A 20,710-nucleotide genomic window follows, 5' to 3' on the forward strand; every position below is an offset into this window, starting at 1 on the left:
TGCGATAATGTCAAATAGCCTCTACTCCTGGCTGCTTTCCTCACAACCCGAAGAACCACGGCACCATCACGACGGTAACCAGCATCACCAGCACGGTGAACGGCACGCCAATCTTGACGAAGTCAGCAAAGCGGTATTGCCCCGGCCCAAGCACCAGCGTGTTGACCGGCGATGACACCGGCGTCATGAATGCCGCCGACGCGGCCAGCGCGACGGTCATGGCGAACGGGTAGGGCGACATGCCCAGCTGCGCCGCAGTGCTCACAGCCACCGGTGCCATCAGAACGGCGGTGGCGGTGTTGGAAATGAACAGCCCGATCACTGCGGTGACGGCGAACAGGCAGGCAAGAATGGCGCTGGGGCCGGCATCCCCCAGCACGTTCACCAGCCCACCCACCGCCAGGTCGATGCCGCCGGTTTTCTGCAGCGCCTGGGCGAAGGGCAGCATGCCCACGATCAGCACCAGGCTTTGCCAGTGGATGGCGCGGTAGGCACTGTTCATGTCGATGCAACGGCCTGCGCCCATCAGCAGGCAGCCGATCAGCGCTGCAATGACATTGGGTACGGCGCCGCTGACCATTAGCCCGACCATTACCGCCAGGCTAAGCAACGCTTGCGGCGCGCGGGTGCGGGCTGGTGCGACCAGGTCGATCTCGGCGGGAAGGCTCAGGACCAGGAAGTCTTTGGGCTTGCTCTGCAACTGGCGTACCGCCTTCCACGGGCCGACCACCAGCAGGGTGTCGCCAAGGCGCAGCTTTTCTTCCACCAGTTGCTCTTCGATAGCGGCCTGATCGCGGCGCAGGCCGACCACGTTAAGGCCATAGCGGGTGCGAAACGCCAGTTCGAGGATGCTCTTGCCGATCAACTGCGAGCCGGGTGGCAGCGAGACCTCAGCCATTCCCAAATCCTGGGATTGATCGATGAAGTAGGCGGCCTTGAAGTGCAGCGGCTCCAGGTGCATGGTTTGGCACAGGCTGCGCAGGTCGTCATGCTTGGCGAACAGGTCGAGCAGCAGCACGTCGCCCTGATGCAGTACGGTGCCCGAGTCGGCCGCGATCACGCGCGTGGTGAACTTGTGTTGGCGCTCGATACCGATCACGTTGGCGCCGTGTCTGGTGCGCAGTTTCAGCTCGCCAAGGTTGTGGCCGATTAGCGGCGACTGAGGGCGGATGCGCAGGCGTCGTTCACGGCCGTTGAGCTTGTAGTCCAGGACCAGGTCCAGCAAGGTGCGGCGGCTTTCCACCCGGCCGTCCTTGCGCACTTCACCGTTGAGCCAGTGGCGGGTCAGCAGCATGTACCCGATACCCAGCACCAGCACCACCAGGCCAAACGGGGTAAAGCTGAAGAAGCTGAACCCTGCTTTGCCATGGCGTACCAGTTCGCTGTGCACCACCACGTTGGGCGGTGTGGCGACCAGGCTGAGCATGCCACTGATGAGGCCGGCAAAAGCCAGTGGCATCATCAGGCGGCTGGGTGAGAGCTGCAGGCGCGCAGCGATGCTCAGCACCACCGGGATAAAAATGGCCACCACGCCGGTGGAGCTCATTATCGATCCCAGCCCGGCCACCGCCACCATCAGCAGTACCAGCAGGCGCGCCTCGCTATTGCCGGCCCGCTCGCTCATCCATTCGCCGATGCGATAGGCAATGCCGGTGCGCACCAAGCCTTCACCAATCACGAACAGGGCGGCGATCAGCACCACGTTGGGGTCGCTGAACCCGGCCAGGGCCTGTTCCACGGTAAGGATGCCGAGTAGTGGCAGGGCGAGAATCACCAGCAGCGCGACCACGTCCATGCGTGGGCGGTTGATGACGAACAGGGTAATCACGATGGCCAGCAGGCCGAGGACCCAGAGCAACTCATGGTTCATGGGGAGGGGGTGTTCCTTCACACGGGCACGATAGACAGTAGCAGTCAGTGTGCCAGCTTGTCGTGAAGGGGGTGTTGATGTGCTGCAACAAAAAGGGCCGCTATGCGGCCCTCCGGTCACGGGGTCAGTGACGGTGGCGGTGGTGCTTCTTGCTGCCGCGGTTGTCGTCGCCCAGATGGTTGCCGAGGGCACCACCGGCCGCGCCGCCCAGGCCGGCACCCACGGTCGAACCGGTCTTGCCGCCTACTGCGCCGCCCAGCAGCGAGCCGCCAGCCGAGCCCAGGCCACCGCCAATGGCGGCTTCGGTACGGTTGCCCTTGCGCGCACCGACAGCGCTGCCGGCTGCGCCGCCAACGCCGGCACCGATGGCTGCGCCGGTCTTGCCGCCGAGCTGTTGACCAACAACGTTGCCCAGGACACCCCCCAGGCCACCGCCAATGGCGGCAGTACCGTCACCGGCGAAAGCGCCCTGGCACAGCAGCAGGCCGAGGGCAAGGGAAGGCAGAGTCAGACGCATGATACGAACCTCAAAGGAATCATCAGGATAAGTTGCCGCGCAACGAGCGGCAGGTCAGGGCTGAAAGGACGCTTCAGCGGTAGTAGCGGTCACCGCGGTATTGCCGATCGTCATCGTCGTCGCGGTCATGGCGGTGGTGGTGGCGATGGTCACGGTCACGATCGCGGTCACGCCAGCCGTCGTCATCATGGTAGCGATGGCTATGGCAACCTGCGGTCAGCAGAACAACAGCAACCAGAGAAAGGCTTGCAAGACGCGTGAGCACGATATAGGTCCTTGATCCGCATAGGTTTACGGGGCACCTTTTAAGACTGGGGCCGATCGATTTGGTTTCCTGGGTGGGCAAAAAAATTGTGCGTCCCGCGATCAGCCCTGGCGTATCGACGCGTTCCAAGCGCACTTGGCCGGCGGCGAGGTGCCCTGCAATGGGTCGCCTTGGCCAGGGCATGTTGAATCAGGATGCCGGTTGAATCGCCAGCACCACGCCATTGGTGATCTGCACCAGCACGTAATGCTTGCCCATGCGCACCCAGTGGCTTTCCTTTTCCGGTTCGGGCAGGCCTTTGGCTTTCCAGTCCTTGACGGCCTGGTCATCGCGTTTGTACTGGTCCGGAGCCTTGTCGCCGACGTTCAGTTCACGGTTGTGGGTTTCGGGGGCGGTGATGCTTTCTTCGCTCGAGGGGGCGGCGCTGACGCTCAGGGGCAGGCAAGGCAGGGCGGCGAGTAGCAGGTAGTGCAGTTTCATGATGCGTTCCTCGTGATGGCATGTCTTATCTGCGACAGCGGCAAGTGCGTGGCAATTCACTCGGGATGCCTGCCAGTGCTAGAGTCGCCTTCTTTTTCGCGACCCCGAGGATGGAACATGCGTGCGATTCTGCCGTTGGCTGCGGTGCTGATGCTGGCCGGTTGTGCTTCTGCGACCATGGAAACGGCGCGTGGCGGCAAGCCGACTGCGCAGCTCGACTCGCACAAGGCGCCAGAGCTGGTGGCCCAGTGCATCCAGTTCAGCTGGCAGGAAGAGAAGGTGTTCGGTGATGACGCCAGCGGCTACCTGGAACCGCGCAAGCAGGGCGGGTTCACCGTGTTTACCCGTGAGGCCGAAGCGTTCGTGGACGTTTACCCGCAGTCGGGCGGGACGCGTGTGGATTACTACGCGAAGCAGAACGACGGCGTGGCCCTGCAGCGCCGAGCGGCTGCTGCAACCTGCCTGTAACGGCTGGCGCTATCGCCGCTCCTGTAAGGGCCCGTGCATTCAGGGTACTGAGCAAGGCAGTTGTTGCCACAGCAGAGGCGCGCGGGCTTTACAATTTTTATCAAGTCAGTTGTGTCTCAGGGCGCGGGGTGACGGCTAGCATAAGGTGCTTCCACGCAAGGACGACACCATGGACCGTTCACTGCAACTCAACCGTATAAGCTGGGATGAGCGTGCCCCGTTGCACGCCGCTTCAAAGGACTACGAGGTCGAGCGCCTGGTCCAGCAACACGGGCACTTGTCCGAAACCGTACGCTTCGACCTGCCATTGCTCGGTGACATCGACGGGCTTGATACGGTCCACTTGCAGTGCCACATCGGCACCGACACCCTGTCGCTGGCGCGCCTTGGCGCCAAGGTTTGCGGCCTGGATTATTCCAAGGCTTCGCTGGCCGAGGCACGGGCATTGGCCGAGCGATGCGCGCTGCCCATCCAGTATGTCGAGTCTGACGTCTATGCCGCCGACAAGGTACTGCCGGCGGGTACGTTCGACCTGGTCTACACCGGTATTGGCGCGCTCTGCTGGTTGCCCCGCATCGAGCCATGGGCACGCACCGTCGCAGCACTGCTGAAACCGGGCGGGCGGCTGTTCCTGCGCGACGGGCATCCGATGCTGATGGCTGTCAACGAAGATCATCAGGACCGCCTGCAGCTCGAATATCCGTATTTCGAGCACGAAGCGCCGACGGTGTGGCACACCGACCAGACCTACGTCGAAACCGATCAGCGCCTGGCCCACACCGAAACCCATGAATGGAACCACGGCCTGGGAGAAGTGATCACTGCCTTGTTGGCCCAGGGCCTGCAGCTGACAGCGCTGGTCGAGCACCAGAGCATCCCCTGGGAGGCGCTGCCGGGGCAGATGGTCAAGGGCGAAGACGGCGAATATCGCCTGCGCGAGCAGCCTGCACGCCTGCCCCTGAGTTACACCTTGGTCGCCGTCAAAGCCTGATCAGGACAGGAAGCCACCGTCGACATTGAGCGTGGTGCCGGTGGTGTAGCTGGAGGCATCGCTGGCCAGGTACAGCACCGCGCCCGCCATTTCCTTGGGGTCGGCCACGCGTTTGAGGGGGATCTGCTGCAAGGCGGCGTTGAGGATGGCTTCGTTCTTCACCAGTGCCGAAGCGAACTTGGTGTCGGTCAGCCCCGGCAGTAGCGCGTTGCAGCGAATACCGAAGGGTGCACACTCTTTGGCGAACACCTTGGTCATGTTGATGACCGCCGCCTTGGTCACCGAATAGATGCCTTGGAACAGCCCAGGTGAAACACCGTTGATCGACGCCACATTGATGATGCTGCCGCCGCCGTTCTCGCGCATCAGCTTGCCAGCCTCCACCGACATGAAGAAGTAACCACGGATGTTCACGTCCACGGTCTTCTGGAACGCCCCTGGGTCGGTGTCCAGCACATTGCAGAATTGCGGGTTGGTGGCTGCATTGTTGACCAGCACGTCCAGTCGCCCGAACTGTTCGCGAATGCCGGCGAACACCTGCTGAATCTGTTCCAGCTCACCAATGTGGCAGGCCACAGCCGTGGCCTTGCCGCCGGCGGCAATGATGGCGTCGGCCACCTGCTGGCACCCGTCAAGCTTGCGGCTGGAAACGATCACATGGGCCCCTTGCTGTGCGAGCAAGTGGGCGATGGCCTCGCCGATGCCTCGGCTGGCGCCGGAAACAAAGGCAATCTTGCCGTCGAGGTCGAACAGGTGGGTCTTGGACATGCTGTTTTCCTTGTTATCCGTCGTCGTGGGCTGTGCTCAGAGGCTGGACTTGGAAATGACCTGCAAGGTCATTTGTTCCAGCAAGCGGTTCATGTGAATGAACTGGGCGAAACGCTTGTCCTGGGTCTGGCCGTGGTAGTAGCGGTAGTAGATCTGCTGAACGATCCCTGCCAGGCGGAACAGGCCATAGCAATAGTAGTAATCGAAGTTGTCCAGGCGGATGCCGGCGCGCTCGGCGTAGTAATCGACGAACTGGCGACGGCTGAGCATGCCCGGCGCGTTGCTTGGCTGGCGGCGCATCAACTGCACTGGCGCCGGGTCGCCGGCTTCGATCCAGTAGGCCAGGCAGTTGCCCAGGTCCATGAGTGGGTCGCCCAGGGTGGCCATTTCCCAGTCCAGCACACCGATGATGCGCATGGGGTTGTCCGCGTCCAGGATGACGTTGTCGAACCGGTAGTCGTTGTGCACGATGCTAGGGCGCGGGTGGTCGGCGGGCATTTTTTCGTGCAGCCAGGCGGTTACCGTTTCCCAGCGTGGCGCATCCGGTGTCAGGGCTTTTTCATAACGGCTGGTCCAGCCCTCGATCTGGCGCTGCACGTAGCCCTCAGGCTTGCCCAGGTCGGCTAGGCCGCAGGCGGTGTAGTCCACCTGGTGCAGCTCGACCAGGCGGTCGATGAAGCTTTTGCACAGGGCTTCGGTCCGGCTGGCGTCCAGGTTCAGTTCGGCCGGGATGTCCGAGCGCAGGATGATGCCCTTGACCCGTTCCATCACATAGAACTCGCCGCCGATCAGGCCGGTGTCGGTACAGTGTGCGTAGGCCTTGGGGCAGTAGGGGAAGCCGCTGTTCAGCTGGTTGAGGATGCGGAACTCGCGGCCCATGTCGTGGGCCGACTTGGCCTTTTGACCGAAGGGGGGGCGGCGCAGCACGAAGTCGCGGCCCGGGTAGCTGACCAGGTAGGTGAGGTTGGAGGCGCCGCCAGGAAACTGGCTGATGCTCGGCAGGCCGTGCAGGCCGGGGATATTGGCTTTGAAGTAAGGGTCGATGACGGCCGCGTCGAGTTCTTCGCCGGGGCGTACCTGGGTGGACTGGTCGGTGAGCGTCATGCGTCTTCCTTATTCTCGATAGCAAGTACTATTGGGTAATTTAATGGTCCGTCAGGATTGGAACAATCGTCCCATGTGCCAAATAGGTGAGGGTGTTGCTGGTGGATCACTGCACCGAATGCAGGGCAAAAAAAACCGAAGCCGTCAGGCTTCGGTTTTTCGATCATCCGGTATTCCCAGCCCTCAGGACGGGAACAGCTCGCTGAGTTTCATCGACAGCATCATGTCGCCCTCAACCCGCAGCTTGCCGCCCATGAAGGCCTGCATGCCGTCGGTTTCGCCGCTGACGATACCTTTCAGGGTTTCGGCGTCCATCACCAGGGTGCAGTTGGCATCCGGGTTCTCGCCTTCCTGCAGGTCGCAGGTGCCGTCCTTGACGATCAGCGCGTAGTGCTTGTCTTCGTCGGTGATGTTGAAGCCGAACACCAGGTCCAGGCCGGCGGCAGCGGATGGGTTGAATTTCTCTTGCATCTTTTTGACGGCATCAGCTACGGAGGTCATGGCGCATTCCTTATAGAGTGATTTACACGTCCCCGCAGGGACACAACAAGCCGGGCTTATCGGTAAGTGACAAGCTCCGGCGCCCTCAACAGCTGCACATGGGCCTGGCTGTTGAAGGAGGCCAGTGCCACGTCGCGGCCGCGAAACTTCAGCTGGCTGAGCGACGTGTTGATGATCTGCCAGTTCAGCGCGAACGCCTGGCTGGGGGTAATACCGGTAACCAGGTGGAGCAGGGCGGCAATGGTGCCACCCGAGGTGAAGATAGCAACATGATCGCCGCTGCCAGCGGTGTCCAGCACGCGTTGCAAGCCCCCTCGTACGCGTGACGTAAACGAATGCCAGGTTTCCAGGCCATTATCGGCATGCTCGCCATCGTGCCAGCGCTGCACCATCAACGCGAACAGACGCTGAAACTCGCTGCGGTGCTGCGCAGCATTGCGCAGCACATGCAGGGCATCGGGCTCTTCCGGCAGCAGGTCGGGCAACAGGGCGCGGATCACACCGTCGGCATCGAACTCATTGAATGCGGCGTCGGTCTCAACCGCCGGCACCGGGCAGCCGTTGGCGTGCAGCGCCTGCAGCGCCAGCCGTGCGGTATCCTGCTGGCGGCGCAGGTCGCCAGCCACGCAGCGGTCCAGCCGCACGCCCAACTGGGCCAGGTGTTCACCCAGGGCCTGGCTCTGGCGCACGCCCACGGGCGAGAGGACGTCGTAGTCATCGGCACCGAAGGAGGCTTGGCCATGTCGAATCAGGTAGAGATTGCCCACGAAAGGTTCCGGCCTGTTGGAGGTTGCTGCGAGGTTAGGATGCGGCTCACGGGCTGTCAACGAAAAAACATACAAGCGTTTGAAAAGGTTGTTTGAAAGGTGTTGCCAGCGTTTACACCCGCTGGCAGCACCACAGACGCAACGGTATGCTTGCAACAGTGACGCGCCGTAGTGGCGCAGGTATTTAAGGAGTCAACGTGGAGTTTCTTGCCGAATACGCAAGCTTTCTCGCCAAAACCGCCACCCTGGTCATCGCCATACTGGTGGTGCTGTCGGCCATCGCCGGGCTGCGTGGCAAAGGTCGGCGCAAATCGGGCGGACAATTACAGGTCACCCGACTGAACGATTTTTACAAGGACCTGCGTGAGCGCCTGGAGTCCGGCCTGCTCGACAAGGCCCAGCTCAAGGCCCTGCGCAAGCAGCAGGCCAAGGCGGAAAAACAGCAGAAGAAGGGCAAGGCCGAGGACAAGAGCCGGGTATTCGTACTGGACTTCGATGGCGACATCAAAGCCTCGGCCACCGAAAGCCTGCGCAATGAAATCACCGCGCTGCTGACGCTCGCCACCGCGCGTGACGAAGTGGTACTGCGCCTGGAAAGCGGCGGTGGCCTGGTGCACAGTTACGGCTTGGCTGCGTCGCAACTGGCGCGTATTCGTCAGGCAGGCATCCCGTTGACCGTGTGCATCGACAAGGTGGCTGCCAGCGGTGGGTACATGATGGCCTGCATCGGCGAGAAGATCGTCAGTGCCCCATTCGCCGTACTGGGGTCTATTGGTGTGGTGGCGCAGTTGCCCAACGTCAACCGCCTGCTGAAAAAGCACGACATCGACTTCGAAGTGCTGACTGCTGGCGAGTACAAGCGCACCCTGACCGTCTTTGGCGAAAACACCGAGAAGGGCCGGGAGAAGTTCCAGGAAGACCTGGACATCACTCACCAGTTGTTCAAGGATTTCGTCTCCCGCTATCGTCCGCAGTTGCACATCGATGAAGTGGCCACTGGCGAAGTCTGGCTGGGCGTGGCCGCCTTGAATCGCAAGCTGGTGGACGAGCTGCAGACCAGTGACGAGTACCTGAGCGAGCGCGCGCGCAACGCCAACCTGTTCCACCTGCACTATGCCGAACGCAAGAGCCTGCAGGAGCGGATTGGCATGGCCGCCAGCGGTACAGTGGAGAACGCGGTGGTGGGCTTGTGGAGTAAACTCAGCCGCCTGCGCTAACACCTTGAACCCGTTGAAATTTTTTTTCGTTCAGGGGGTTGCAAGGTTAAAAGAATGAAGACATAATGGCGCCCATCGAAACGCAGCAAACTTTGAAAAAGGTTCAGCGTTTCAAGGAGATAGCAAAGCGCAAGCAGCTAGATCCGACCTTTGAGGCCGAGTAGCAAAGTGGTTATGCTCCGGATTGCAAATCCGTCTACGCCGGTTCGATTCCGACCTCGGCCTCCACCATTCGAAAGCCCCGCAGCCATTGAGGTTGCGGGGCTTTTTTAATGCCTGCGGATTTTGTCCCGCGCTCGGTTTGGGACAAATTTGGGACACCGAAGAAAATTGCGTGTCCCAGTTGTCCCCGGCAAAATCCGGTGCATGGCAACTTATGAGCAGCGCCCAGGCGGCGCATGGCGGGCAAAGATCCGCCGGAAAGGATACCCGTCACTCTCTGCGACCTTCGATACCAAGGCCGAGGCCCAGCGCTGGGCAGCGGAGATCGAGGGCGACATGTCGCGCGCCCGTTTCGTCGATATGCGAGAGGCGGAGCGAACCACCCTTACTGAAGCCTTGGATCGGTACTCCAGGGAAGTCAGCTCGACCAAGAAAGGCGCGAAGCAGGAGCAGACCCGGATCAACAAGTGGAAGAAGCATCCATTTGCTGGGAAAGGCCTGGCTGCTTTGCGATCAAGTGATTTTGCGTCGTACAGGGATGAAGAGCTCAAGGCGGGCAGGTCCACGGCCACGGTCAGGCTCGACCTGGCGATCATCAGCCACCTGTTCACGGTAGCCATCAAGGACTGGGGTATTGAGGGGCTGAGCAACCCGATGATGAAACTGCGCATGCCCAAGGGGGCAAAGGAGAGGGATCGCCGGCCGAAGAGCTTCGAGCTGGCCGGCGTTATCGAGAAGGCGGGAGCGATTCACGCCGAGATGCCGGCGATCATCCAGATTGCGGTAGAGACGGCGATGCGGCGAAGCGAGCTGCTGGGCCTGCGCCGGGAGAATGTGAAGGCGAAGCATGTGCTGCTCGAGGACACCAAGAACGGTACCCGGCGCCTGGTGCCACTTTCCACCAAGGCGCGGGCGCTCCTTGACGGGTTGCCGGCGCGTCTGGACGGCAAGGTGTTCTCGCTTGCACCCCATTCGGTGAGCCAGTACTTCAATCGGGCCTGCAAAGCGGCCAAGGTGGAAGACCTGCACTTCCATGACCTGCGTCACGAAGGTACATCCAGGCTTTTCGAGAAGGGCCTGTCAATCATGGAGGTGGCCTCCATCACCGGCCACAAAACCATGAGCATGCTCAAGCGATACACCCACCTTTGCCCGGACGCGTTGGCAGACAAGCTGGGTTAGCGGACACTGGCCAGCGTCGGCGGCGCTTGGCGCTTTCTGCCTGGCTTGGCTGGCGCGTGCAGACCCTGTTCGAACTCCTGTAGAAACTCGCGCACAGTGCTGACCCTCCAGCACACGCGTGCGCCTTGCTTGAAAAAAGGTGGCAGCCACGCTGCGCCGGCCTGCCGGGCACTGCGTATGGCTGATTCGGAACGACCCAACAACTTGGCCAGTTCGGGGATGTGGATGATCTCTGGTTCCATATAGGGCTCCTGCCGCACCCGGCGGCGATCAGTAGGATGCGACGATCTTCTTCCGCTGCTCGTGCAGCGCGTTTTCTTTAGCTAGCTGTGCCTCGCGGTCGGCCAGCCACTTAATGGCTTTTTCTTGAGCCGCCTTTGCGCTGGAGAACAGCTTCGGCTTGGGGTGCTTCATGCCTTTGCTGTCCACGCAGAACAGGCCTTTACGCACAATGGTGACCTCTCTGACAGCGAAGTCTTCGCCCAGGGTGTAGGCCTTGAATGGGATGGTCATGTCTGGTCCTCTAGCTTAGAAATGGTGCCCGACCTGCACCGCCGATGCGTTTTCCACAGTGCGGAAGATCGTCGGGCGTCACGCCTTTAGGTGATATACTGTCAGCCGTTTTTTGCCTTCGAAATAGTAGGGATGCCATGGCTGATATTCAGGAAAATCAATTGCAGGTTGCTCTCGCCGCCTGCAAGAGCAGCTTTCTGTCAGTTGGTTTTTTCAGTATCTTCGTGAATGCCTTGATGCTTGTGCCGACTTTCTACATGATTCAAATTTCCGGGAGAGTGGTGCCCTCCAATAGCACCTCCACTTTGATTGTAATTACTGCTGTTATGACTTGGCTCGTAATTACGCAGGGCTTGCTTCAGTGGGTTAGATCTAAAATTATGGTCCGCGCTAGTAATCGAATGGATGTAATTTTGAGTCCGCACGTATACCGTGCGAGCTTCAATCGGGCATTGAAGAGCGGGGGTAGTGATGCTACTGCTCAGTCTTTGAATGACTTAACATCGCTTAGGCAATTTATTACTGGTCACGGCCTTTTCTCATTCTTTGATGCGCCATGGTTTCCGATATATACCGCGGTAATGTTCTATTTTCATCCGTGGCTGGGTTGGTTTACAATTTTTTGCGGCGCAGTGCTTGTCGTATTGGCGTTTGTTAATAATCGGATCACCGGTAAGGCCCATGCTGATGTAAATAAGGATATCGTTGCAACTAATGTCACAACCCAGAAGACTCTGCGAAATGCAGAAGTGATCGAGTCTATGGGGATGCTTGAGAAACTGATGAATCGTTGGGCCAGCAGGCAGCAGGGCATCCTGAAACTTCAATCTGATGTTAGCGATCAGGGCACAACAATAAGCTCGATTTCAAAGGCATTTCGCATTTGGTCCCAGTCGATAGCGCTAGCAATTACTGCATACCTTGTGGTCATGCATGAAATCAACCCAGGATTGCTCATAGCCGGCTCGCTTCTACTGGCAAGGGCGCTGGCGCCAGTTGATCAGATTATTGGAAGCTGGAAGGGTTTTGTTCAGGCAAAAGTCCAGTATAAGCGACTGACTTCGGTGATGGCAGAGCTTGGAGAAAAACCGAAGGGCACTATGCACCCCGCCCCAGTAGGTAACATCGAGGTGAGAGATCTTGTGGTCACCCCCCCTGGTGGCAAGCTTCCTGTTCTGCATGAAGTGAGCTTCGAGGTCCCCGCAGGCTCCATAGTAGGCATAATCGGCCCTAGTGCCGCAGGTAAATCTTCACTGGCGCGGGCGCTTCTGAATATCTGGCCCAAGCAGAGCGGTGAGATATTGCTCGATGGAACTGAAATAAGCTCGTGGGATAAGCGCGCACTTGGACCATATCTTGGCTATCTGCCGCAGGATATCGAGCTATTTGAGGGTTCCATCAGTGAAAATATTTCACGCTTTGAGGAAGTTGACTCGGAAAAGGTAGTGGAGGCCGCTAAGACAGCCGGCGTGCACGAAATGATCCTTCTGCTGCCAGAAGGCTATGACACGATAATTGGAAGCGAAGGAATCAATCTTTCAGGCGGTCAGCGTCAGCGCATCGGGCTAGCCCGTGCCATCTACCGGAATCCGAAATTGATCGTGCTCGACGAGCCTAATTCCAACTTGGATGAAATCGGGGAGCGCGCTTTGAGCGTGGCTTTGCGTAAGCTTAAAGAGGCGGGCTCCACAATCTTCGTCGTATCGCACAGGCCGAGCGTTCTTACTGTAGTCGATCGGATTTTGGTGATGGCAGACGGAAAGGTCTCGCTTTACGGCGACCGCGACGCGGTTATTGGCCAATTGGCACGGCAGAACGCAGCAACCCAGAAGCGCGCCGCCCCACTTGCTGTAGTTGATGGACACACTGGACCGTCCTCGGTCACTAGCGGTCCATCCATGCCTGGCAATGTCTCTCCGGTGTAGTGTGGATTTGTAGAATGTAAGTGTGCAGTGCCATCGCTCACCTAGCGCAGTGTGTTGGCGAGGCCTCTGCTTTCTCTCAGCAATTTCGGCTTTCCCTCTGAGCCAAGAAAATCGCAACATTTCCGTTCCTCGAGCCAATACGTCTGGCTCTTGGGGCGGAGCCCTCCAGTCGTTTCGGCTTCCGCATCAGGTGTGATGAATATGGTTATTCTCCACGCCGCCGGTGGCGGCAGGTTGGTGGTCAGGCGGGGATTTTCTCGAGCACCGCGTCGGCGACCTTGAGCGCCGCCTGGGCATCATTGACGTAGGCCGGATCGAATCCGCCGGCGTAGTGGATCACCCGCTGGCAGGCGTCCAGCTCTTTGCGGGCGAGGCGGAGTGCCTGAATCAATTGTTCCTGCAGTGCGCCCTCGGCCCGGCCGATATCCCAGAACCGCTGGCCCCAGTGCCCTTCGGGCGGCTGGTTATGGTTCTGTTTCCCGGCCGCCATAGCCCCTACGGCTACATCGCATACCCCGCGCTTGTAGGCGTTGTCGCCATCAAGGCTCAGGGCGGCACGCCGGCGCAGGGTGTTCACGACCTCATCAGTAGCAACACCAGGGCCCATCAGGACGATGTCTTGCTCTGGTTCGCCTGGTACGTAGATCGCCAAGGTGAGCTTGGCTCCTGGCACCAGATGGTCGCTGATCTGTACCAGGGCATCGTTGGCTACTTCGTGGAAACGGTTTATTGCGGACATAGGTGATCCTCGACCGGCAGCCATTGCCGCCGGCCTTGAGTTGAAGAGGTGAGTTACTTGGTCAGTTCGTGGCCGAACGGCACGCGGAAGCCGGAAGCGTTGCGGTGGCCACCACCGCCGTATTGCTTGGCGATCTCCGACACATCCATGCCATCGTCGGTGCTGCGCAGGCTGAATACGCGGCCCTCAGGGGTGTCCCAGTAGCAGGCGGCGAAAGGTTCGCCCTGTGCCATGAGGTGACCCGCATCGCTGGTGAGCGTGTACGGCAGGCTGGCCACCGGCACATCGTGACCTCCGATGACCAGGCGGCGCTTGGTCACGGCCACCAGTTCGGCAACGTCCTTCTGGTGCTTTCGTTCAATCGCGGCGCCGTCCGAGCGCAGGGACTGCACATCAGTCGCCATGAGTGTGTCCCAGACTTCGAAGTCGTAGGGGTAGCTGAAGAGGTTGGCCTGAATCTCGCGGGTGCCATCCAGCTGGAACAGCCACAGGTCTCGGTCCTCGATGTGGCGCAGCAGCATTGGGGGTTCTTGGCCGGGGAAGAAGTGGTCCCAGGCGAGCATGGCGCCGCTGCGGTTCATGTCGAAGCAGCAGGCGATAGCGGGGGAGTTCTGCGAATTCATGAAGATGTGGGCGCTTTCCCAGCCCAGTGCGACCGACCCGTCGGGGTGCCGACCGTCGACCCGAACGCCGGCGTGGAAGGGCGGGAACTTGCCAAGGTCCTCGGCCGCCGATTTGTGGTGGTCCAGGATGATGATGCTGTTGGCCTTCCAGCTCAGCCTGGCCATGACTTCGTACTTGTAACTGAAGTCGACGATGATCACATCCTTGCCATCAACGTCTGGCGGCTCTTGGCCGTACACCCCGGCGACGAACTCGACCTGCTCGCCCAGGGCTTTGCGGACAACCCAGGCGGCGCCAAAGCCGTCAGCACAGTTGCCATGGTAGATGCACATCGTTTTGCGTTCAGACATAGGGGATCCTCGCCCGCGCACAGCGGCGGGCATGCATGTTTAAATAGTGCCCCCAAAACAAGGAGCATTTGAAATGGCAAAGGAAGCCAGGAAGCCGTTTGGCTACGTAGCGGTCACGCTCATACCTACGGGCATCGCGTTCGTTATGGGCGGGCTGCTGTCAGACCAGCCGGCATTCATCTACAGCGGCCTGGGCATGGCTATACCTGGGGCGCTGCTAGCCGCGACGCACTTCTGGACGACTCGTCGACGGGTTTGAATAGAAGGGGTAGCGGTGGCTGGTGAGAGAGGGCATGGAAGTCGTGGTGCATATCCAACGCGTGCTGAAGATCAGATCGTGGATTGCTATGGCTTTTCGACATGCCATCTCATACGCTTAGACGATATGGATGACACTTTGCACATCGATTGCATCTGGGGAAATATGAATAAAACCGCGATATTTGTGCTCTTTTCTTTGGCCCTTTACGGCTGCAATGAAGAATCAAAAGTCCAGGATGCTGTGCGCAACAATCTGAAAGACCCCGACTCTGCAAAGTTTGAAAGGCTTTTCGTCAGCAAGGACGGCACTCGAGCGTGCGTAAACTGGAATGCAAAAAATGGTTTTGGGGGCTATGGAGGTTGGTCCACAGCCGAATTGATGCATGACGCAGACGCTTGGACGGTCGTGAAGATGGAGGGGCACGATTTCAACTGCAACGATGAAGCAGTTGCTATTAATGGGAAAGTAGAGATTGCAAAGAAAGAAGCGCTGAAAAACGCCTTTGACTGGATACAGAAATCCAGAAAACTTTCAGACGCGGAAATGCGCCTAACCTACATGCCTAAGGATTGCCGTATGAAGGCATTTGCTTACGCCATCAGGGTGGAGAACATTGTCCGCGCACAGCAAATGAGTTCTGGAATAGAAGAAGCGACTGCAGAGGAAGCGAAGCTGAGAAGCGAGCTTCAGGAAGGGAATTGCTCGAGGTCTTAATCTGTTCTTTATATGTTCCCATACGGCGCACTTAGCTACCTGGATTATCAGCACTGGTGCAGTCATACAGATTGTGGCTTCAGCTCCCTCGGCACCTGGACGGTATCGCCGAGCTTGTAGTGGACGAACCCGCGGCAGAAGGCGACCAGTGCGGTAGGTCCGTAGCTCCAGGCCTCTGCCCCCGCTGGCCCGCCGCTGTAGCAGGCGTCCTCGGCCAGTCCGTGGAAGTGCTGGGTGCTTCCATGGTGTTTGTCGATCAGCTGGCCACCAAGTGCCCAGTCTTCCCAAGGGTTGAAGCGTTTGGTGTGCTCGATGGCCTGGCCCCGGTACCGGGCGAACACCCGCCAAGGCACGCCGTTGTATCCGGGCGGTTCAAGGAACAGATTCAGCCCTTCGGCTTTGCCAACGGCCCACCCCAGCGCCTCGCCGCTCAGATCGGCCGTCTTCACTTCGATCAGGTCGGTCATGACAGTACCTTCAGGCCTTGAGCCTTGATCGCAGCATCGAGGTGGTCGAGGTACTTCGGGAAGATGAATGACTCACCTTCTACATCTTCGAACTGCTCCCAGTACTGCTCGCTCTTCATGTCAGGCATTTGGATGACCACGGCTTCGCGGGAGGCCTTCCAGGACACCCATCTCGTTTGGGTGTCGGCGTAGTAGTAAACATCTTCGGCATTCACGCACTTCCTCAGGCGCTCAACACCGCCGCAGTAACGGTCGAGATGCCACGCCTCGAACTGCTCACGCATTTTCTCGCTCACAGCTGATACCTCTCATCAATCCAGCGCCCAGGCGCCAGTGCGGGTGTAGGTTCGGGTTGTGCTTCGTGCGGGGAGAGCTGGCGCTGGTTGCCCGTGTTCTCTCTGAAGAGCTTGCGGCAGGCTTCGGACTTGAGGTCATGGGTCAGGCAGCGTTCTGGCTCAGGCTTCCTGAGCATCCAGTTGGGCAGGCAGGACATGCCGCTATCCGACTGCCAGCAGGTAACGGCGCGCGTCGTGTCTTCCTTCACTTCCAGATGACCTGGTTGTTCAATGCAGCCGGCCAGGGTGGCCAGCAGCAGGAGGCAGAGAGCGAGGCGGGTCATGGCCGCACCGCCGGGAACTCAATCAACGTCGTGCTTCCTTCCTCCGGGTATTCATCGGTCGCGATGTGCAGCCCGTGGACTTTGTTCCCATCGTCGTCCAGCACGTAGCCGACCCACAGCCGGCCATCGGTGTACTGCCCAAATTGGCCACCTTCTTCCTGGTCGGTGTCGCCGCAGTGGAAATTGATGACGCCGATGAGGTCCTTGCTGAGCAACATGCTTTGCGGAACCAAAGCGAAGCCGTCCGGCACGCGGGGCTGCTGCAGCATTTGTCGCAAGTTGCGTACCTCTTCGATCAAAGCCAGAGCTACGGCCGGGTCGGCCAGTATCAGGTAACGCTCATCGGTTCCCAGCAGGTCGGCGTCTTCGACCATTCCCTTCCAGCCGTGGGAGCGGATCACATCCTCGGCAGCGGCCTTGGCGGCGACTTGCAAGGCGTCCAGATCGATGGAGTCGAGAGCATTTTTTTCTACAGGCACGGTCGTTCCTTGGCCGCCATATCGCGGCAGTGAATAGAGGGGAGAGGGGTTAGGAGCATTGGTGATGGCCAATAGTCTGATTCAGATCACGAAACAGGCAGGTGCGGTTGCGAACCGCTTCGGTTTGGCTATGGTGGGTTGATGCATACAACCGAAGTCGAAGGAGGACGGCATGAGAATTCGCGGTGATGTTTTTTGGTCTTGGGCTGACCCGACGCTTCATCATAGGACTCATGACGAAACACTCGACGATGGAACGTTCATAGATGTCCAGGTGCGACTGTCGCGAACGGGTAACACGCAGATGTTCATCGGTGTATACGCCCCGAGCGGCTCTGCGCTTCATGAGGAGGCTTTCGAGTCGCGCCCGGGTGAGTCGATGACTAGAGCGCTGGCATGGGGCGTCGGCCGGGCCCGCCGGATTGCTATTGACGGTGCTCCAACTGCCAATCGTCTCGCCGCCTCAAAGTAGAGGGGAGAGGGGAGCCGGGTGGAGTACTTATGTACTCCGAATGTCATGATGGCTTGCAGGTGACGTTCGGCTGGAAAGCAAGACCCTTCACGGCCTCGCTGTAGATGAACTTGATCATGTCCCACGGGATCGTGTGGCGCTGTGCGTACTCACCCTCGCCATCGCAGATCTCGCAGCCATCTGCTGGCTCGTCCAGTTCCAGGCATTCTGGGCACTCGCGCGTGACCTCCAGCTTGAACTCGCCGAGCAGCAGTGCTTTGGCACCGTTCTCGGCAGTGAGCCGCCTAGGCATGATGCAGTAGCCTTCGGGGATCGATTCAGCCGGCGCGCTCGGCTTTGCGCTGGCGTCAATACTGTGCGACTCGACCACTTCTGCGCGCAACGATGCGATCAAGTTCTTCTGCTGCTCTATAACGGTGTGCAGCCGCTCAACCTCGCCAGCATCGGCATGGGTGTAGAGCGGTGTTTCGACCTTGCAGCAAATATCGAAGGCATCGCCGCAGTCTGCCTTGGTCAGCACTGTGCCATTGGCATACAGCACCGCCACCGGTTTGCCCTGGTGCTGCTCGGCTCTCGCATTCCACAAATCGACCGCCTTGTCGCGGCCTGGCTGCTCCTCACCTTCATTCTGCGCCACGCCCACTGGCCCACGGGCCAGACAGGCTTCATGCGGTCCGGTCAGGCCTTGGCAGATCACCACTGAGGCATCGCTGTCTAGGCGCTCGATGAGGAAGTCCTGCTGGCTACAAAAGGGGCATGGCAGTAGTTCGCTAACCATCTCTGTGTTGCTGGGTCGGTTTTCTGTGGGCATGGGGATACCTCGCTAGCTGTGTGCGATGCAGGGAGAAAAAGAGGTAAACAAAAAAGCGGGCTTACCTTAGGGGGTGAGCCCGCTTGCTGCTTGCCGTTGCGGCCTGCAGGTTTTCAGTTGCCTGGCGCGAAGTTGTAGTCCTTGCCGACCAAAACAACCGCGTTGCCGTAATTGATCAGCAACGAGCGCTTCTTCAGTTCGCTAGCCAGCGATTGCTGAAAGGCTTCCTTGATGCGATCCCGGTCTGCTACGGCATAGAAGCGATCCCAGGGTATGGTGATCACATCTTTACCGCTCTGTTGCAGGGTTGTCTGAATGTCTGCTGCGATTGCGCTGGCTGCCTTTGGCATGTCCTATCCCCCGATGCAGAGCGACCCCCATGGCGCTCTGCGGTGAGATTTATAGCGCCTCCTAAGCTGGCTGTAAATATATCCTAAGGTTTTTATTTCTATTTTGTACGTTGTCGCTAAGCAACGCGTAAGACATTTTTAGCGCTGTTCCATGGGTCGTTTGCCTTGGCCAGCGCGGCCATCGGCGGCGGACTGACACTGTTCCCACACATGTGCACCTGCTCGGTCTTGGTGAACGGCTTGCCGTCGGCACCCTTGTCGATGATGTAGCTGGCCGGAAAGCCCTGAGCGCGGTACAGCTCGTGGGGCTGCAGCATGCGCAGGCAGATGTCGACGATCACATAGGGCGTGCCCTTCACGAAGACGGTGACCAAGCCCAGGCGGTCCTTGGTGGTCACCGTTGGCGCTGGAGCGTCGCAGGCGCTGATGTTCTCTGTGCCGTAGTAGCTGATCAGGAATGCCGCGACGCGCAGGGCGCCTTCCTCATGTTCTGGTGACAACCTGTATTCGACCAGGGCGTGATGCTCGGCGCCGGCGGTCATTGTCGGCACCAGGTCATCTACTGCACGGCCTACGCAGTTGCGCCGGAGCGTGGCCAGGCTGGCGGTCACGAGGCGCTGCTGGCTGCCGGTGTTGGTGACCGTGGTCAGCGGCTCGTCCGCGCCCTTCGCTGGCGTGGCGTTGAATCCGCCGTTTGCCTGCTCGATGAAGGCTGTGCACACGCCCATGGCATGGGCCGCACCTGCGGGCCTCTTGTAGTTGCCGCCGCTCGTGATGGTCGGCACCGGATCGGTGATGGCTGCTCCTTCACTGTTGAACCTGAATTTGACCAGATGCGCCGATGCCAGCGCCCGGTGGCTTTGTGTCATCAGCGTTCCCATGGGCTGGTCAGCTGCTACTGGCTTACCGGCATACATCGGGCCGCCGGCCCCGACCATCACGGGGCTGGCCATCATCAGCTCGCCACGGTTGGCCGCAGTAACTGTTGGTAGTGGATCGCCCGGGTTGTTCACTCGGTCGGCGCCCTGGTGTGTTGCTGGAAGAATCACCGGGCTTGCCATGGCGAAGGATCCACCGCGCGGCCAGGAGGTCACCGTGCGAAGTGGCTCATGCGCCGACTGGGCCAATTCGCCCGACCAGTTCGCAATCGGCACGATGAAGGGCTGCGGGTTGTCCAGCACGAATTTCTTCATGCCCTTGGCGACCCGGCGCAATGTTGCGTCGGCCAGCGGCTTCTTCCGGCCGAAGATGCTCTTGCTCTGCACGGTCCAGTCAATGCAGTCGGCGGCGGTGCGCCATTTCTGCTGGCCCTTGGCTGGGTTCTTGGCGTGTGTAGGCTCCGGCCACACGATTGGCTGGCCATCGCACCTGGCGATCATGAATAACCGCTCGCGGCTGGTCGGCGCGCCGAAGTCGCAGGCTTTGATGATGCGCCACTCGACGACATAGCCAAGGCCCTCCAGCAATTGAACGAAACGGCGCCAGGTACTTCCGCGTCGCTTCGGGTTCGGGATGAGGAACTGTTCCTGTACCGGCACCCGCTCCGCTGGCTCAGCTACTGAACCGTCCAACTTAACCACCCGGCCAGTGACCTTGCACCGCTTGGCGATTAGCCCACCCCATTGCAGAATTTGCTTTACGTTCTCTAGGCTGATCACCCGCGGCCGCTTCTTGCCGGCCCACTTCAGGCCAATCCACGACAGGTTGCGGATCTCGCGCTTGCGCGGCTGCCCGCCAGCGGCCTGGCTGTGGTGGGTGCAGTCGGGGCTCATGTGGAACCATCCCACGGCGCGGCCTTGGCACTCCTCGTCCGGGTCGCCCTCGAAAACGTCGGTGGTGAAGTGGCGCGCCGCCGGGTGGTTGGCGGTGTGCATGCTGATGGCCGCTGGGCTGTGGTTCTTGGCGACCGTCACCGGACGGCCCAGACCCATCTCCAGCCCGGTACCGGCGCCGCCGCCGCCACAGAAGAAGTCGACAACGATCTCGTCGTCTTGCGGATCGAAGCCAAGGCCGTACTGGGTTTTGAAGTCGAGCGGGTTCTTTTTCTGAAATGCAGACATGGGCGGTCCTCGCCGGTGGGGCGTGAAAAGTGG

General features: G+C 59.8%; 27 protein-coding genes and 1 tRNA gene. 9 read left to right on the plus strand and 19 right to left on the minus strand.

The window, feature by feature from the left end; genetic code table 11:
- Positions 1–40 precede the first annotated feature (40 nt).
- From REH59_RS10415 to REH59_RS10430, 4 genes are all read right to left on the minus strand, one after another.
- Entirely contained in the window at positions 41–1,870 is a 1,830-nt protein-coding gene (locus REH59_RS10415) for an SLC13 family permease (protein ID WP_014861713.1), read from the minus strand.
- A gap of 124 nt (positions 1,871–1,994) precedes the next feature.
- Positions 1,995–2,387, minus strand: coding sequence for a glycine zipper domain-containing protein (locus REH59_RS10420; RefSeq protein WP_003251091.1), 393 nt, complete (start codon positions 2,385–2,387; stop codon positions 1,995–1,997).
- 73 nt (positions 2,388–2,460) lie between these two features.
- On the minus strand, positions 2,461–2,652 hold the full coding sequence (locus REH59_RS10425) for a hypothetical protein (protein ID WP_080580367.1): 192 nt from the start codon (positions 2,650–2,652) through the stop codon (positions 2,461–2,463).
- A gap of 189 nt (positions 2,653–2,841) precedes the next feature.
- Positions 2,842–3,132 (minus strand): RcnB family protein, encoded by a 291-nt coding sequence (locus REH59_RS10430; protein ID WP_003251088.1) that lies wholly within the window; start codon positions 3,130–3,132, stop codon positions 2,842–2,844.
- Positions 3,133–3,249: 117 nt separating this feature from the next.
- Here REH59_RS10430 and REH59_RS10435 point away from each other — a divergent pair, with 117 nt between their 5' ends.
- Together REH59_RS10435 and REH59_RS10440 are read left to right on the plus strand one after the other, a co-directional pair.
- Positions 3,250–3,600, plus strand: a complete 351-nt coding sequence (locus REH59_RS10435) for a hypothetical protein (protein ID WP_012051882.1) — start codon at positions 3,250–3,252, stop codon at positions 3,598–3,600.
- Between the two features lie 169 nt (positions 3,601–3,769).
- A complete protein-coding gene (locus tag REH59_RS10440) occupies positions 3,770–4,591 on the plus strand; it encodes a class I SAM-dependent methyltransferase (protein WP_012051883.1) in 822 nt (273 codons plus the stop codon).
- Here the strand turns inward: REH59_RS10440 and REH59_RS10445 are convergent, their stop codons facing one another.
- The 4 genes from REH59_RS10445 to REH59_RS10460 all read right to left on the minus strand — a co-directional run bounded on the left by REH59_RS10445 (position 4,592) and on the right by REH59_RS10460 (position 7,731).
- Positions 4,592–5,359, minus strand: a complete 768-nt coding sequence (locus REH59_RS10445; RefSeq protein WP_003251082.1) for an SDR family oxidoreductase — start codon at positions 5,357–5,359, stop codon at positions 4,592–4,594.
- Positions 5,360–5,395: 36 nt separating this feature from the next.
- Positions 5,396–6,463, minus strand: a complete 1,068-nt coding sequence (locus REH59_RS10450; RefSeq protein ID WP_014859700.1) for a phosphotransferase family protein — start codon at positions 6,461–6,463, stop codon at positions 5,396–5,398.
- Between the two features lie 183 nt (positions 6,464–6,646).
- Positions 6,647–6,964, minus strand: a complete 318-nt coding sequence (locus REH59_RS10455) for an SCP2 sterol-binding domain-containing protein (RefSeq protein WP_003251077.1) — start codon at positions 6,962–6,964, stop codon at positions 6,647–6,649.
- A gap of 56 nt (positions 6,965–7,020) precedes the next feature.
- On the minus strand, positions 7,021–7,731 hold the full coding sequence (locus REH59_RS10460; protein WP_014859701.1) for a histidine phosphatase family protein: 711 nt from the start codon (positions 7,729–7,731) through the stop codon (positions 7,021–7,023).
- A gap of 197 nt (positions 7,732–7,928) precedes the next feature.
- On the opposite strand from REH59_RS10460, the gene sohB reads away from it, so the two are divergent.
- The 3 genes from sohB to REH59_RS10475 all read left to right on the plus strand — a co-directional run bounded on the left by sohB (position 7,929) and on the right by REH59_RS10475 (position 10,292).
- Complete coding sequence (gene sohB / locus REH59_RS10465; protein ID WP_004577258.1) at positions 7,929–8,948, plus strand: protease SohB; 1,020 nt, start codon at positions 7,929–7,931, stop codon at positions 8,946–8,948.
- Between the two features lie 154 nt (positions 8,949–9,102).
- A tRNA-Cys gene (locus tag REH59_RS10470) sits at positions 9,103–9,176 on the plus strand.
- Between the two features lie 138 nt (positions 9,177–9,314).
- Entirely contained in the window at positions 9,315–10,292 is a 978-nt protein-coding gene (locus tag REH59_RS10475; RefSeq protein ID WP_320450513.1) for a site-specific integrase, read from the plus strand.
- Here the strand turns inward: REH59_RS10475 and REH59_RS10480 are convergent.
- Together REH59_RS10480 and REH59_RS10485 are read right to left on the minus strand one after the other, a co-directional pair.
- On the minus strand, positions 10,289–10,534 hold the full coding sequence (locus tag REH59_RS10480; RefSeq protein ID WP_320450514.1) for a hypothetical protein: 246 nt from the start codon (positions 10,532–10,534) through the stop codon (positions 10,289–10,291). The genes REH59_RS10475 and REH59_RS10480 overlap by 4 nt on opposite strands.
- Positions 10,535–10,562: 28 nt before the next feature.
- Positions 10,563–10,805, minus strand: coding sequence for a hypothetical protein (locus REH59_RS10485; RefSeq protein ID WP_320450515.1), 243 nt, complete (start codon positions 10,803–10,805; stop codon positions 10,563–10,565).
- 137 nt (positions 10,806–10,942) lie between these two features.
- Between REH59_RS10485 and REH59_RS10490 the strand changes: the two genes are divergently transcribed.
- On the plus strand, positions 10,943–12,730 hold the full coding sequence (locus REH59_RS10490) for a type I secretion system permease/ATPase (protein WP_320450516.1): 1,788 nt from the start codon (positions 10,943–10,945) through the stop codon (positions 12,728–12,730).
- A 241-nt stretch (positions 12,731–12,971) separates the two neighbouring features.
- Here REH59_RS10490 and REH59_RS10495 read toward each other — a convergent pair whose 3' ends face one another.
- Entirely contained in the window at positions 12,972–13,469 is a 498-nt protein-coding gene (locus REH59_RS10495; RefSeq protein ID WP_320450517.1) for a hypothetical protein, read from the minus strand.
- A gap of 53 nt (positions 13,470–13,522) precedes the next feature.
- Positions 13,523–14,443 (minus strand): phosphohydrolase, encoded by a 921-nt coding sequence (locus REH59_RS10500; RefSeq protein ID WP_320450518.1) that lies wholly within the window; start codon positions 14,441–14,443, stop codon positions 13,523–13,525.
- Positions 14,444–14,516: 73 nt separating this feature from the next.
- Between REH59_RS10500 and REH59_RS10505 the strand changes: the two genes are divergently transcribed.
- Both REH59_RS10505 and REH59_RS10510 read left to right on the plus strand, forming a co-directional pair.
- A complete protein-coding gene (locus REH59_RS10505; protein WP_320450519.1) occupies positions 14,517–14,702 on the plus strand; it encodes a hypothetical protein in 186 nt (61 codons plus the stop codon).
- A gap of 126 nt (positions 14,703–14,828) precedes the next feature.
- A complete protein-coding gene (locus tag REH59_RS10510; protein WP_320450520.1) occupies positions 14,829–15,419 on the plus strand; it encodes a hypothetical protein in 591 nt (196 codons plus the stop codon).
- A 62-nt stretch (positions 15,420–15,481) separates the two neighbouring features.
- Here the strand turns inward: REH59_RS10510 and REH59_RS10515 are convergent, their stop codons facing one another.
- Genes REH59_RS10515 through REH59_RS10530 form a run of 4 tightly spaced genes read right to left on the minus strand, consistent with a single transcriptional unit; the run spans position 15,482 to position 16,984 of the window.
- Complete coding sequence (locus REH59_RS10515) at positions 15,482–15,886, minus strand: DUF2591 domain-containing protein (protein WP_320450521.1); 405 nt, start codon at positions 15,884–15,886, stop codon at positions 15,482–15,484.
- Positions 15,883–16,182: a hypothetical protein gene (locus REH59_RS10520; protein WP_320450522.1), complete on the minus strand. Its 300-nt coding sequence runs from the start codon at positions 16,180–16,182 to the stop codon at positions 15,883–15,885. The genes REH59_RS10515 and REH59_RS10520 overlap by 4 nt, the downstream gene beginning before the upstream one ends.
- Positions 16,179–16,505 (minus strand): hypothetical protein, encoded by a 327-nt coding sequence (locus REH59_RS10525; RefSeq protein ID WP_320450523.1) that lies wholly within the window; start codon positions 16,503–16,505, stop codon positions 16,179–16,181. The genes REH59_RS10520 and REH59_RS10525 overlap by 4 nt, the downstream gene beginning before the upstream one ends.
- A complete protein-coding gene (locus REH59_RS10530; RefSeq protein WP_320450524.1) occupies positions 16,502–16,984 on the minus strand; it encodes a hypothetical protein in 483 nt (160 codons plus the stop codon). Before REH59_RS10530 ends, REH59_RS10525 begins: the two co-directional genes overlap by 4 nt.
- 172 nt (positions 16,985–17,156) lie before the next feature.
- Between REH59_RS10530 and REH59_RS10535 the strand changes: the two genes are divergently transcribed.
- Complete coding sequence (locus REH59_RS10535; protein ID WP_019471588.1) at positions 17,157–17,456, plus strand: hypothetical protein; 300 nt, start codon at positions 17,157–17,159, stop codon at positions 17,454–17,456.
- 43 nt (positions 17,457–17,499) lie between these two features.
- Here the strand turns inward: REH59_RS10535 and REH59_RS10540 are convergent, their stop codons facing one another.
- The 3 genes from REH59_RS10540 to REH59_RS10550 all read right to left on the minus strand — a co-directional run bounded on the left by REH59_RS10540 (position 17,500) and on the right by REH59_RS10550 (position 20,677).
- On the minus strand, positions 17,500–18,234 hold the full coding sequence (locus REH59_RS10540) for a Lar family restriction alleviation protein (protein WP_320450525.1): 735 nt from the start codon (positions 18,232–18,234) through the stop codon (positions 17,500–17,502).
- Positions 18,235–18,380: 146 nt separating this feature from the next.
- Entirely contained in the window at positions 18,381–18,617 is a 237-nt protein-coding gene (locus tag REH59_RS10545; protein WP_252824943.1) for a hypothetical protein, read from the minus strand.
- A gap of 116 nt (positions 18,618–18,733) precedes the next feature.
- On the minus strand, positions 18,734–20,677 hold the full coding sequence (locus REH59_RS10550) for a DNA cytosine methyltransferase (RefSeq protein ID WP_320450526.1): 1,944 nt from the start codon (positions 20,675–20,677) through the stop codon (positions 18,734–18,736).
- Positions 20,678–20,710 lie beyond the last annotated feature (33 nt).

The sequence above is a fragment of the Pseudomonas sp. BO3-4 genome (genome assembly GCF_034044115.1).
GTDB classification, from domain to species: domain Bacteria; phylum Pseudomonadota; class Gammaproteobacteria; order Pseudomonadales; family Pseudomonadaceae; genus Aquipseudomonas; species Aquipseudomonas alloputida.

Coding starts and splice junctions, on each gene's coding strand:
- REH59_RS10415 (WP_014861713.1), bottom strand. CDS start 1,870: ATGAACCATGAGTTGCTCTGGGTCCTCGGCCTGCTGGCCATCGTGATT.
- REH59_RS10420 (WP_003251091.1), bottom strand. CDS start 2,387: ATGCGTCTGACTCTGCCTTCCCTTGCCCTCGGCCTGCTGCTGTGCCAG.
- REH59_RS10430 (WP_003251088.1), bottom strand. CDS start 3,132: ATGAAACTGCACTACCTGCTACTCGCCGCCCTGCCTTGCCTGCCCCTG.
- REH59_RS10435 (WP_012051882.1), top strand. CDS start 3,250: ATGCGTGCGATTCTGCCGTTGGCTGCGGTGCTGATGCTGGCCGGTTGT.
- REH59_RS10440 (WP_012051883.1), top strand. CDS start 3,770: ATGGACCGTTCACTGCAACTCAACCGTATAAGCTGGGATGAGCGTGCC.
- REH59_RS10445 (WP_003251082.1), bottom strand. CDS start 5,359: ATGTCCAAGACCCACCTGTTCGACCTCGACGGCAAGATTGCCTTTGTT.
- REH59_RS10450 (WP_014859700.1), bottom strand. CDS start 6,463: ATGACGCTCACCGACCAGTCCACCCAGGTACGCCCCGGCGAAGAACTC.
- REH59_RS10455 (WP_003251077.1), bottom strand. CDS start 6,964: ATGACCTCCGTAGCTGATGCCGTCAAAAAGATGCAAGAGAAATTCAAC.
- REH59_RS10475 (WP_320450513.1), top strand. CDS start 9,315: ATGGCAACTTATGAGCAGCGCCCAGGCGGCGCATGGCGGGCAAAGATC.
- REH59_RS10480 (WP_320450514.1), bottom strand. CDS start 10,534: ATGGAACCAGAGATCATCCACATCCCCGAACTGGCCAAGTTGTTGGGT.
- REH59_RS10485 (WP_320450515.1), bottom strand. CDS start 10,805: ATGACCATCCCATTCAAGGCCTACACCCTGGGCGAAGACTTCGCTGTC.
- REH59_RS10490 (WP_320450516.1), top strand. CDS start 10,943: ATGGCTGATATTCAGGAAAATCAATTGCAGGTTGCTCTCGCCGCCTGC.
- REH59_RS10495 (WP_320450517.1), bottom strand. CDS start 13,469: ATGTCCGCAATAAACCGTTTCCACGAAGTAGCCAACGATGCCCTGGTA.
- REH59_RS10500 (WP_320450518.1), bottom strand. CDS start 14,443: ATGTCTGAACGCAAAACGATGTGCATCTACCATGGCAACTGTGCTGAC.
- REH59_RS10505 (WP_320450519.1), top strand. CDS start 14,517: ATGGCAAAGGAAGCCAGGAAGCCGTTTGGCTACGTAGCGGTCACGCTC.
- REH59_RS10510 (WP_320450520.1), top strand. CDS start 14,829: ATGGATGACACTTTGCACATCGATTGCATCTGGGGAAATATGAATAAA.
- REH59_RS10515 (WP_320450521.1), bottom strand. CDS start 15,886: ATGACCGACCTGATCGAAGTGAAGACGGCCGATCTGAGCGGCGAGGCG.
- REH59_RS10525 (WP_320450523.1), bottom strand. CDS start 16,505: ATGACCCGCCTCGCTCTCTGCCTCCTGCTGCTGGCCACCCTGGCCGGC.
- REH59_RS10535 (WP_019471588.1), top strand. CDS start 17,157: ATGAGAATTCGCGGTGATGTTTTTTGGTCTTGGGCTGACCCGACGCTT.
- REH59_RS10540 (WP_320450525.1), bottom strand. CDS start 18,234: ATGGTTAGCGAACTACTGCCATGCCCCTTTTGTAGCCAGCAGGACTTC.
- REH59_RS10545 (WP_252824943.1), bottom strand. CDS start 18,617: ATGCCAAAGGCAGCCAGCGCAATCGCAGCAGACATTCAGACAACCCTG.
- REH59_RS10550 (WP_320450526.1), bottom strand. CDS start 20,677: ATGTCTGCATTTCAGAAAAAGAACCCGCTCGACTTCAAAACCCAGTAC.